Source organism: Catellatospora bangladeshensis (genome assembly GCF_016862575.1).
Lineage (GTDB): Bacteria > Actinomycetota > Actinomycetes > Mycobacteriales > Micromonosporaceae > Catellatospora > Catellatospora bangladeshensis.
The window spans coordinates 145,008-156,021 of sequence record NZ_BONF01000032.1 but is presented as its reverse complement, the minus strand read 5'-3'; the positions used below and the strand labels follow the sequence as shown (position 1 = coordinate 156,021).

Below are 11,014 nucleotides of genomic sequence, written 5' to 3'. Positions count from 1 at the left end.
TCCAACATCGGCATGCTGATCGACACCTCGCGCAACGGCTGGGGCAACTGCGTGCAGACCCCGTGCCAGCCGATCCAGACCACGCGTCCCGCCGCGGCCAGCACCTCGACCGTGCTGGACACCTACATCAACCAGTCGCGTATCGACCGTCGTATCCACCTCGGCAACTGGTGCAACCAGGCCGGTGCCGGCATGGGCGAGCGCCCGACCGCCGCTCCGCAGTCGGGTATCGACGCCTACGTGTGGATCAAGCCTCCGGGCGAGTCCGACGGGTCCAGCTCGCTGATCCCGAACAACGAGGGCAAGGGCTTCGACCGGATGTGCGACCCGACCTACACCGGTAACCAGCTCAACGGCAACAACATGAGCGGCGCGCTGGGCAACGCCCCGATCTCGGGTCAGTGGTTCTCGGCCCAGTTCCAGCAGCTGATGGCCAACGCGTATCCCCCGCTGTCCTGACCGAGTAAGAAGGGCACCTTCTCATCGCTTTGCGATGTAGAAGGTGCCCTTCCTTGCGTCCTGCGGGTCAGCCGCCGATGCCGAACGGCAGGCGGAAGCGGCTGCCGCGGTCGTCCCGGCCGCCGGAGTCGCTCTCGTTCTCCGAGCCGCCGTCGTTGCCGGAGCCGTCGTTCCCGCCGTTGCCGTCGTCCCCGTTGCTCGGCGTGTCGCCGTCGTTGCCGCGGCGGTTGTCGTTGTCGCGATGACGGTCGTCGTCACGGGACTTCTCGGGCTTCGGCTTCTCCTCGGGCTCCTGCTGGCGCGGGGCGAACGCCCGCTCCTGCGACGGGGCCGGGAAGTCCTTGACCTCCAGCCCTTCCGAGCCGGTGGCCAGCGTCTGCGCGACCGCGCGGTACACCTTCGGCAGCACCGCGGCGCCCACCGCGTCGGCGTGGCTGTCCGGGTTGGCCGCGATCGCCGCCGCCGCGAGCTGCGGGGTGAACGCCGCGAACGTCTCCGTCATGTTGTCCTGCGAGCTGCCGGTCTTGCCCGCGACGGGGCGGCCGCCGAGCAGCCCGGACACGGCGGTCGCGGTGCCGCCGTCGCAACGCCCGAAGGCGCCGGTCTGGCCCACCGGGCAGCGCGCCGCGTCGGTCGCCGCGCGGGCCACCTCCGGGTCGAGCACCGGGTTGCAGCCGGGGTGGACCACGTCCAGCGCCCGGCCCGCGGCGTCGGTCACCGACTCCACCGGCTGCGGCGTGCAGTAGACGCCGTCGGCGGCCAGCGTGGCGTACGCGTTCGCGAGGTCCAGCGGAGTGGTCAGCGAGGCGCCCAGCACGAACGAGCCCCAGCCGGCCGCGTCGGTCGCGGCGTGCTCGGCGTCGTTCGGGTGGCGGAACTGCGCGCCGAGGCGCTGCGCCATGGCGATGGTCTTGTCCGCGCCGGTCTCCTGCTCCAGCCACACGAAGTAGGTGTTCACCGACCGGCCGAAACCGGTCCACATGTTGCGCCTGCCGTCCATCCAGGAGCTGTTGTCGTTCTTCGGGCACCAGTAGCCGTCGCAGCTGACCGGGCTGTCCTTCGGCTCCGGCCAGATCGTCTTCAGCCGCGACGGCGAGTCGAACGTGGTGTCCAGCGTCTTGCCGGCCTCCAGCGCGGCGAGCATGGTGAACATCTTGAACGTCGAGCCGGCCTGGTAGCCGTAGACGCTGCCGCCGCCCGCGACGAGCTGGTTCATGGTGTTGCCGGCGCCGGCCGCGGCGCTGTAGTGCCGGTTGACCGCCAGCGCGAGCACCTTGCCGGTGCCCGGCTGCACCACGGCCATCGGCAGGGCGCGCTTGTTCGTGTACCCGTACACCTTGGTGACCTGCTGCTGGGCCGCGTTCTGCAGCTTCGGGTCCAGCGTGGTGACGATGCGGTAGCCGCCCTGGCGCAGTGCCTGCTCGCGCAGCTCGGCGGTGTCGCCGAACGCGCTCTGATCACGCCACCAGCTGCGGAAGTAGTCGCAGAAGAAGCCCCAGCCGGCGCGCGAGGCGGTGCAGTCGTTCGGGCTGGCGCCGCGCTTGAACTTCGGGGTGACCGCGCGCGCCGCGTCGGCCTGCGCCTGCGTGATCGCGCCGGTGCCGGTCATCGCGGCCAGCACGTACTCGCGCCGCCCCAGCGCCTGCTTCTCGTCGCCGGTCAGCGGGTTGTCCGCCTCGGGCGACTGCAGCAGCCCGGCCAGCAGCGACCCCTCGCCCAGGGTCAGCTTCGCCGGATCCTTGGAGAAGTACGTGTGCGACGCGGCGTAGATGCCGTACGCCCCGGCGCCGAAGTACGCGATGTTCAGGTAGCGCTCAAGGATCTGCTCCTTGGTGAGCTGCTTCTCCACCGCCAGCGCGTAGCGCGCCTCACGGATCTTGCGGGTGGCCGACTGCTCCGTGGCGGCCGCCCGCTCCTCCGGCGACAGCGACGGGTCGCCCTTGAGCACGTTGCGCACGTACTGCATGGTCAGCGTCGAGGCGCCCTGGGAGACGCCGCCGCTGGTCCCGTTGGCGACCACCGCCCGCAGCACGCCCTTGAGGTCGACGCCGTGGTGGGAGTAGAAGCGCGCGTCCTCGGCCGCGACCACGGCCTGCGCCGCGACCGGGGCCACCTCGGCCAGGGTCACGTCACGCCGGTTCTCGTCGTAGAAGGTGGTGACCACGGTCTTGCCGTCGTTGGCGTACAGGTAGCTCGCCTGCGCCGTGGTGGGGTGCTTGAGCACGTCCGGCAGCTCGTCGTACGCCGGTGCGGACTGCTCCACGGCCCAGTTCGCCAGCGCCGCGGCGGGCATGGCCCCGGCGGCGACGACCGCTCCGGCGACCACGGCCAGCAACGTGAGTCGGGTCATCCGGTTGAGCTGCGGCATCACGGCACCTTCGGGGGAGGAGGCGGGGGATGCTCAAGCCTGCCCGGAGATCTCCGATCTGCCAGGTTTTGTGGGATACATCGCACTTGAGCTGGGCATATCCACCTACCTGCGGCGGAACCGCCGGGCCGCCCCCCGCGCCCAGCGGGCCGGGGCCAGCAGCGCCCGGCCCAGCCGGAAGCTCGCCGAGCCCTTCAGCTGCGCGACGGTCTGCCGCGCGGCCCGGGCCGCCTCCTCGGCCGCCCGCCGCTGCTGCTCCGCGCGGGCCGCCACCCCGCGCGCGTGTTCCAGCTCGCCGCGCAGCCGCCGGTCGGCCAGCAGCAGCTCCCGGTATGCGGCGACGTCCGGCGCGGTGCCGGTGCCGACCGTGGCGGCCCGCCGCGCCAGCCGGTCGCGCCCGGCCTGATCCAGCCCCGCGGCGGCGGCCCGCAGGTCCGCGTCGAACTCCACGGCGGCGGTCACCGCGGCCGGGTCCGGCCGTTCCCCGGCCGCGCCGACGAGGACCAGCGTCAGCTCTGCGGCGTCCAGGGTGCTGGGCCACGGGTGCACGGCGCCGCCGGTCAGCAGCCGCTCCGCGAACCGGTGCAGGGTGCGCGCCAGCACCACCGCGAGCGGCCGCGGCCCCGCCGACCACGACGGGTCGAGCACGGCCGGGCCGCCGGGGGACAGCGCCAGCCCGTCCAGACCCGTGCATGCGTACGCCCCGGCGACCTGCCCCTGCTCGTCGGTGCGGCCGCGCAGCCAGTCCGCGTACGCGGCCAGCAGCGCGCGCACCCGTGGCGTGTCCCGGCGGCGGCACGCGTCCCGCAGCACCCGCTCGAACCCGGGCCCGGCAGGGACAGGTCCGGCCACCGCCGCGACGTCCCGGGTGATCCCGAACAGCTCGCCGTCCGGGGCGGCTGAGGTGACGGCCGCACGTTCGGCTCCCGTGAAGGTCCAGGTCGCCGTGTGTGGTCCCGCTGCGGGCTCGGCATGGATCAGCTCTGGCAACACCGCGCCGGAGCGGGCGGCCGGCCGCTCGCCGCTCTCCGGCATCGGTCCGTGGCCGGGATGCATCCCAGAAGTGGCGAGGGAACCTTCTGGGATGCCTGGTCCGGCGGATGTGTCGGCCTGCGGCACCGTGGTGCTCGGCCGGACGGCCGCCACCAGCCACAGCGGGGCGAAGGCCGAGCCCAGCCCGTTGGCGAGCGCGTCGGCCGCGAGGGTGTGCGGGTCACTGAGCACCGCTGCTCCGTCCCTGCCCGCCCAGGCGCCCGCGAGCGCGAGGTCCACCGCCGCGCCCATACCCCCGGGCGCGTCGGGGCCGCAGGCCTCCGGGTCGAGCAGCAACACGGGGGCGAGCGGGTCGGGGTAGCCCAGCCACAGTCGGCGCACCGTCAGGCCGTCGCGGGCCAGCACCGCGCGCAGCCGGTCCGGGCTGCCGGGCCGGTCGGGATCGGCGGCGGCGGGCGCGTGCCAGTGCCGGTCGGCCGCCTCGTGCGGGGTGGGCGTCAGCGCGGTCAGCTCGTGTACGCCCAGCGGGTTGGCGACCCCGAGCAGCAGCAGCCCGCCCGGCGCGAGCAGCGCCGCGAGCGCGTCGAGCGCGGGCACCCAGCCCGCCTGCGGGCCCTCGGCCGAAACGACCCGGTCCAGCCCGTCCAGGGCCACGATCACGTCGTACGATCGCCCGGCTACCGCCTCCGGCCCGCCGCACACCACCTCCGCGCCGGCGGCCCGCGCCGCGTCGACGGCGTCGTGGCGCGAGCGCAGCAGCCAGGTGATCCGCTCGGGCGGCACGGGCAGCCCGGCGACGAGCGCCGGTTCGTGCGGCCCGGCGACCAGCACCCGTGCGAGCGGGGACACGGCACGGGCCAGCAGCGTCACGGCGGCGCGACCCCCGCACGGGCCCGGCGGGCCGGTGAGGTCGGACCAGTGCGGCATCTCCACCGGGGTCCGCGCGGCCGTCCCCCCGGCGGTCCGGCGATCGCGTTCGACCGTGCTCACGCTGCCTCCCTCACTGTCGCGACCGGCGTGGCGGGCCGGGCGCCGGCCGTGGTGGGGCGCGCCGCGAGGCCGGGCGGGGCCGCCGTGCCGGGCGGCTCCGGCCAGCCGAGCAGCGCGCGCAGCTCGGCGGGGGAGGCGAGGTGGGCCAGGCCCAGCTCGTCGTGGGCGATCGCGCGGGCGGTGGGCAGGTCCACCTGCTCGCCGTGCAGCGGCGCCCACTGGCGGCGGACCCGCTCGGCGCCGCCCATGGTCTGGTCCTCGCCGTCCAGGGTCATCGGGTCGCCGTACACGGCGGGTTCGCAGCCCGCGGTGATGCCGTAGAGGACCGCCGTGGACAGCCGGTTGGACGCCACCCGCCGGTGCCGCCGCAGCGTGGCGAGCTGGCGGTGCAGGAAGTCCGGGTCGCCGTCGCGCCGCCCCCAGCCGCGCCGGCCGTGGCAGACGACCTCGAACCCGGCGCGCTCGTACACGTCGCGGACCCGGGGCGCGGTGTACTCGTTCCAGTGCAGGCAGATGGTGACCGGCTCGGTCTCCACGGCGCGGATGGTGTCCACGAGCCGCCGGTGGTCGCCGAGCACCTCCTGCTTCTCCCAGCCGTGGAAGGGGTAGAAGACGGTCCCGGCGCGGGGCGCGGGCTCCTCGGGCGTCATCCGCAGCAGGTACGCCCACGGCGCGCCCAGCACGAACACGTTGCGGCGGCCGAGCGACCAGGCGCGGCGGCGGGTCTGCTCGGACCACACCAGCAGCGGATCGTGTCCCTCGATCCGGGCGTGCAGCTCCCAGCCGTCCCCGATGTTCCAGCCGTGCTGCAGGTAGCCCCGCACCCGTGGCTGCGGGTCGGTCAGCCCGCACCACGCGCCCAGGATCGCGGCGTGGCCGTAGAAGTGGTTCACGTGGTGCATGACTGTGGGCGCCCCCGCAGTTGCCTATATGTCACGCAATCCTCGCAGAAGCCGCACTGTCGCGTCCGACACGCCGGAAAAGTTCCGGCCCATGGGTGGAAATATCGTTGCGGCGCGTATAGTTGAACCATCACGTAAAGGCTTCCGCCACGAACCTGGAGGACATCGTCATGACCACGAACACCCGTACCTGGCACGGTCTCACCATCCCGACCGCCGGCACCTTCGTGCTCGACCCCGCCCACACGCGGGTCGGGTTCGTCATCCGGCACCTGGTGGTGAGCAAGGTGCGCGGCGCGTTCAAGGACGTGGCCGGTGAGATCGTCATCGCGGAGGAGCCGCTGGACTCCTCGGTCAACGCCGTGATCCAGGCCGTCAGCATCGACACCGGTGTCGCCGACCGGGACAACCACCTGCGCACCGGCGACTTCCTCGAGGCCGAGAAGTACCCGGAGCTGAGCTTCCGCAGCACGGGCCTGCGCGCGGTGTCCGGCGAGAACTTCATCCTCGTCGGCGACCTGACCATCAAGGACGTCACCAAGCGCGTCGAGCTGGAGCTCGAGTTCGGTGGCGTGCAGAAGAGCCCGTACGGCCAGGAGGTCATCGGTTTCAGCGCGACCACCGAGATCGACCGCGAGGACTTCAACGTGACCTGGAACCAGGCCCTGGAGACCGGCGGCATGATGCTCGGCAAGACGCTGAAGATCGAGATCGAGGGCGAGGCGGTTCGCCAGGCCTGACCTGGACGGGCTCCGCGCGGCCGCGACCACGCGCCGGCACGCTTTCGTTGGGGGAGCGTGCCGCGCGGACGGTCGCGGCCGCGCGTCCAAGATCCCCCGAGTTGCCTGGCACATGGGCGTATGACGGCTCAAGATACGCCCATGTGCCAGGCAACTCGGATGATCGAGACCCGGCGGGCGGGAGGCGGGGCGGGATCGGGTGAAGGGCGGCGGGTGGTCGCAGATGCGAGGGGTAGATTCGCTGCATGACCGCATTCCGGATCGGTGAGGCCGCTGAGCTGCTGGGTGTCAGCGCCGACACCGTGCGCCGGCTCGTCGACTCGGGGCGGCTGCCCGCGCGCCGCGACGAGCACGGGCACCGGGTGGTGGCCGGGGGAGACCTAGCGGCGTACGCCCGCGCGCGGGCCGACGACCCGGACGGCCGCGCCGACCGCTCCTCGGCCCGCAACCGGATGCGCGGCATCGTCACCGCCATCGTCAAGGACACCGTCATGGCGCAGGTCGACATCCAGGCCGGGCCGTTCCGGGTGGTGTCGCTGATGAGCCGCGAGGCCGTCGACGAGCTGGGCCTCGACATCGGCAGCGTCGCGGTCGCCGTCATCAAGTCCACGAACGTGGTCGTCGAACGTGACTGACCCGTCCGGGCCGCGCGCCGAGCCCGTGACCCTGGTTGGCGGGTGGCCCGCCGAGCGGGCGCTGCTCAGCGCGCATCTCGTCGTCGAGCGGCCCCGGTTCCGGCTGGACGTGGCGCTCACCGCCGGGCCGGGCGAGGTCGTCGCGCTGCTCGGGCCCAACGGCGCGGGCAAGACCACCGCGCTGCGCGCCCTGGCCGGGCTGCTGCCGCTGCACGGCGGCCGGCTGCGCCTGGGCGAGGTGCTCCTCGACGACCCGGCGGCCGACGTGTACGTGCCGCCCGAACGCCGCCGCGTCGGCGTCGTGTTCCAGGACCACCTGCTCTTCCCGCACCTGTCCGCGCTGGAGAACGTCGCCTTCGGGCCCCGCTCCCGGGGCGCCGGCCGCCGCGCCGCCCGCGTCGAGGCGCAGCGCTGGCTGGAGCGCTTCGGGCTGGCCGAGTACGCCGCGCGGCGCCCCCGGCAGCTGTCCGGAGGGCAGGCGCAGCGGGTGGCGCTGGCGCGGGCGCTGGCCGTACACCCTGATCTGCTCCTGCTGGACGAGCCGCTGGCCGCGCTGGACGCCCGGACCCGGATGGAGACGCGGGCCCGGCTGCACCACGACCTGCGCGCACACGAGGGCGCGACGCTGCTGATCACACACGATCCGCTGGACGCGCTGGTGCTCGCGGACCGGCTGGTGATCATCGAGGACGGGCGCATCGTGCAGGAGGGCGACGCCGCCACGGTCACCGCGCGCCCGCGCACGGAGTACGTCGCCCGCCTCGTCGGGCTGAACCTCTACCGCGGCCGGGCCGCCGGGCACGACGTCACCCTGGACGGCGGGTTCACCATGATTGCCGACGACGAGGTGCACGGGGAGGCGTTCCTGGCGTTCCCGCCCGCGGCCGTGGCGCTGTATCCGCAGCGGCCCGCGGGCAGCCCCCGGAACACCTGGGCGGCGACCGTGGTCGGAGTGCTGCCGCACGGCGACCACCTGCGCGTCGAGCTGGGCGGCCCGATCCAGGCCGCCGCCGAGATCACCCCCGCCGCGGCGGCCTCCCTCGGCCTGCTCCCGGGCTCGGAGGTCTGGGCTGCGGTGAAGGCTTCCGAGACCCGCGCCTACCCGTACTGACCCGGCCGCCCCCGGCCGTGGTCCGGTTACGCGGGCGGGTTGGCGAAGATCGCCGTCTCGTGTCAGAAAGTGGGGCTGGACCACACTTTCTGACACGAGACGGCGATCATGACGCGCTCGCCACCGCTCAGAGGTGAGCGAGGTAGGTGGGGTGGGGGTGGCGGGTGACGGACTCGATCACGCCGGCGTCGCGGATGTCGCGCTCGATGAGCGGGAAGTAGGCGTCGTCGGGGGCGGTGAGCAGGGGCACCGGGGTGCGCATGGACACCTTGGCGGCGGACTTGGCGCGGCGCACCGCCTCGATCGCCTCCGTCGCGGCGGCCAGCAGCGCGGGGTCACCCGCGTGGCCGTCCAGGTCGGACGCAGACGGCCAGGGGGCGCGGTGGATCGAGCCGGGCTGCCACCAGGACCAGGCCTCCTCGGTCACGAACGGCAGCACCGGGGCGAGCAGCCGCAGCAGCACCGACAGGGCGGTACGCAGCGCGAGCCGCGCCGAGTCCGCCGCCGCGTCGCCGTGCTGCCCGTACGCGCGCTGCTTCACCAGCTCCAGGTAGTCGTCGCAGAACAGCCAGAAGAAGCGCTCGGCGGCGTCCAGGGCACGGCCGGCGTCGTACTGCTCCAGCGCGTTCGACGCCTCGCCGATCACCGGGCGGAGCGCGGTGAGCAGGGCGCGGTCCAGCGGCTCGGTCACCGTGGCGGCCGGACCGGGCTCGCCAAGCCCGAGCACGAACCGGGTGGCGTTGAGGATCTTCATGGCGAGCCGCCGCCCCACCCGCATCTGCCCGGTGTCGAAGGCCGTGTCGGCGCCGGGCCGGGCGGCGGCGGCCCAGTAGCGCACCGCGTCGGAGCCGTACTCCCGCAGCAGCCCCAGCGGCGTCACCACGTTGCCGACCGACTTCGACATCTTCTTGCGGTCGGGGTCGAGGATCCAGCCTGCGATGGCGGCGGTGCGCCAGGGCAGCGTGCCGTGCTCGGTATGGGCGCGCAGCACCGTCGCGAACAGCCAGGTCCGGATGATCTCGTGGGACTGCGGCCGCAGGTCCATCGGGAACACCTTGGCGAACAGGGCGTCGTCGGACCCCCAGCCGCCCGCGATCTGCGGGGTGAGCGAGGAGGTGGCCCAGGTGTCCATCACGTCCGGGTCGGCCGTGAAGCCGCCGGGCCGTCCGCGCTGCTCCTCGGTGTAGCCGGGCGGGGCGTCTGAGCTGGGGTCGATCGGCAGCGTGTCCTCGGCCGGGGTGATCGGGCGGTCGTGCAGGGGCTGGCCGTCGGCGTCCAGCGGATACCACACCGGGATGGGCACGCCGAAGAAGCGCTGGCGGCTGATCAGCCAGTCCCCGGCCAGCCCGTGCACCCAGTGCTCGTACCGGGTGCGCATGTGCGGCGGCTGCCAGGCCAGCTCGCGCCCGCGCTCCAGCAGCCGCTCGCGCAGCGCGGCGTCGCGCCCCCCGTTGCGGATGTACCACTGCCGCGTCGACACGATCTCCAGCGGCTTGTCGCCGCGCTCGTAGAACTTCACCGGGTGGGTGATCGGCTCGGGCTCGCCGAGCAGGTCGCCGTGCTCGCGCAGCAGCGCGGTCACCCGTTCCCGCCCGGTTTGCACGGTGGCCCCGGCGAGCTGTCCGTACAGCTCGCGGCCTGCCTCGGACAGCCCGTCGGGCGCGTCGGGCAGGAAGCGGCCGTCGAAGCCGAGCACGGGACGGGTGGGCAGGTCCAGCTCGCGCCACCAGATCACGTCGGTGGTGTCGCCGAAGGTGCACACCATGGCGATGCCGGTGCCCTTGGCCGGGTCGGCCAGGCGGTGCGGCAGCACCGGCACCCGCGTCCCGAACAGCGGCGTGCGCACCGTGCTGCCGAACAGCGGCCGGTAACGCTCGTCGTCCGGGTGCGCCACCAGCGCCACGCAGGCGGGCAGCAGTTCCGGGCGCGTGGTCGCCACGATGATCGGCGCGGTCCCGTCGGGGTGGAAGGCCAGCCGGTGGTACGCCCCCGGCCGGTCCCGGTCCTCCAGCTCCGCCTGGGCCACCGCGGTCCGGAACGTGGTGTCCCACAGCGTCGGCGCCTGTGCCGGATACGCCTCGCCGCGCGCCAGTGCGCGCAGGAAGGCGCGCTGCGACACGGCGCGGGCCCGCGTGCCGATCGTCGTGTACAGCAGCGACCAGTCCACCGACAGCCCCACCAGCCGCCACACCTGCTCGAACGCCTCCTCGTCGCGGGCGGTCAGGCGTTCGCACAGCTCGATGAAGTTGCGCCGCGAGATCGGCAGCTGGGCCTTGCCCGGCTTCTCCGGCGGGGTGAAGCGCGGGTCGTAGGGCAGCGACGGGTCGCAGCGCACGCCGTAGAACTGCTGCACCCGGCGCTCGGTGGGCAGGCCGTTGTCGTCCCACCCCATCGGGTAGAACACGGCCCGGCCCCGCATGCGCTGGAAACGGGCGATGACGTCGGTCTGGGTGTACGAGAACACGTGCCCCACGTGCAGCTCGCCGCTGGCCGTCGGGGGCGGGGTGTCGATGGCGAACACGCGCTCGCGCGGCGCGTCGCGGTCGAAGCGGTACACGCGCTGGTCTTCCCAGCGCCGTGCCCACTTGTCAGGGAGACCGTCGATGGTCGGCTTGTCCGGAAGGCTCATGACCTCACCTCGGGGAACAGGCGCCCGTACGCGAGGGGGAGGCCGGGTTCGACCACCGCGCGCCGGGGCGCGGTGATCGAAGGATGACTACGCGCGGCCCGAGTCGGCTACGCGTACGACGAACGATGCGGAGAGCGCGTGGGTCATGGCTCCTCCTTCGGCATCGCTCGGTTGGCACGATGGTAGC

7 protein-coding genes and 1 pseudogene are annotated in these 11,014 nt (G+C 73.7%); 4 read left to right on the top strand and 4 right to left on the bottom strand.

Annotated features, from left to right (window positions below; all coding sequences use genetic code 11):
* The coding region (locus tag Cba03nite_RS26620) for a glycoside hydrolase family 6 protein (protein WP_203751587.1) at positions 1–459 on the top strand (459 nt) is incomplete at its 5' end.
* A 67-nt stretch (positions 460–526) separates the two neighbouring features.
* Here the strand turns inward: Cba03nite_RS26620 and Cba03nite_RS26615 are convergent.
* From Cba03nite_RS26615 to Cba03nite_RS26605, 3 genes are all read right to left on the bottom strand, one after another.
* Positions 527–2,827, bottom strand: a complete 2,301-nt coding sequence (locus Cba03nite_RS26615; protein ID WP_203751585.1) for a transglycosylase domain-containing protein — start codon at positions 2,825–2,827, stop codon at positions 527–529.
* Between the two features lie 105 nt (positions 2,828–2,932).
* Positions 2,933–4,810, bottom strand: a complete 1,878-nt coding sequence (locus Cba03nite_RS26610) for a class I SAM-dependent methyltransferase (RefSeq protein ID WP_203751582.1) — start codon at positions 4,808–4,810, stop codon at positions 2,933–2,935.
* The gene (locus Cba03nite_RS26605) at positions 4,807–5,712 is read right to left on the bottom strand and encodes a hypothetical protein (protein WP_239126015.1); all 906 of its coding nucleotides are present in this window, start codon (positions 5,710–5,712) and stop codon (positions 4,807–4,809) included. The genes Cba03nite_RS26610 and Cba03nite_RS26605 overlap by 4 nt, the downstream gene beginning before the upstream one ends.
* A 170-nt stretch (positions 5,713–5,882) precedes the next feature.
* Between Cba03nite_RS26605 and Cba03nite_RS26600 the strand changes: the two genes are divergently transcribed.
* The 3 genes and pseudogenes from Cba03nite_RS26600 to Cba03nite_RS26590 all read left to right on the top strand — a co-directional run bounded on the left by Cba03nite_RS26600 (position 5,883) and on the right by Cba03nite_RS26590 (position 8,198).
* Positions 5,883–6,452, top strand: a complete 570-nt coding sequence (locus Cba03nite_RS26600) for a YceI family protein (RefSeq protein ID WP_203751579.1) — start codon at positions 5,883–5,885, stop codon at positions 6,450–6,452.
* A gap of 245 nt (positions 6,453–6,697) precedes the next feature.
* Positions 6,698–7,115, top strand: a pseudogene (locus tag Cba03nite_RS26595) (TOBE domain-containing protein); the annotation flags it as partial.
* 33 nt (positions 7,116–7,148) lie between these two features.
* Entirely contained in the window at positions 7,149–8,198 is a 1,050-nt protein-coding gene (locus Cba03nite_RS26590; RefSeq protein ID WP_239126020.1) for an ABC transporter ATP-binding protein, read from the top strand.
* 127 nt (positions 8,199–8,325) lie between these two features.
* Here Cba03nite_RS26590 and valS read toward each other — a convergent pair whose 3' ends face one another.
* On the bottom strand, positions 8,326–10,827 hold the full coding sequence (gene valS, locus Cba03nite_RS26585) for a valine--tRNA ligase (protein WP_203751571.1): 2,502 nt from the start codon (positions 10,825–10,827) through the stop codon (positions 8,326–8,328).
* Positions 10,828–11,014: the final 187 nt, after the last annotated feature.

Excerpts from the sequence above, each read along its gene's own strand:
- Cba03nite_RS26600 (WP_203751579.1), top strand. The coding sequence starts at position 5,883 with ATGACCACGAACACCCGTACCTGGCACGGTCTCACCATCCCGACCGCC.
- Cba03nite_RS26605 (WP_239126015.1), bottom strand. The coding sequence starts at position 5,712 with ATGCACCACGTGAACCACTTCTACGGCCACGCCGCGATCCTGGGCGCG.
- Cba03nite_RS26615 (WP_203751585.1), bottom strand. The coding sequence starts at position 2,827 with ATGCCGCAGCTCAACCGGATGACCCGACTCACGTTGCTGGCCGTGGTC.
- valS (WP_203751571.1), bottom strand. The coding sequence starts at position 10,827 with ATGAGCCTTCCGGACAAGCCGACCATCGACGGTCTCCCTGACAAGTGG.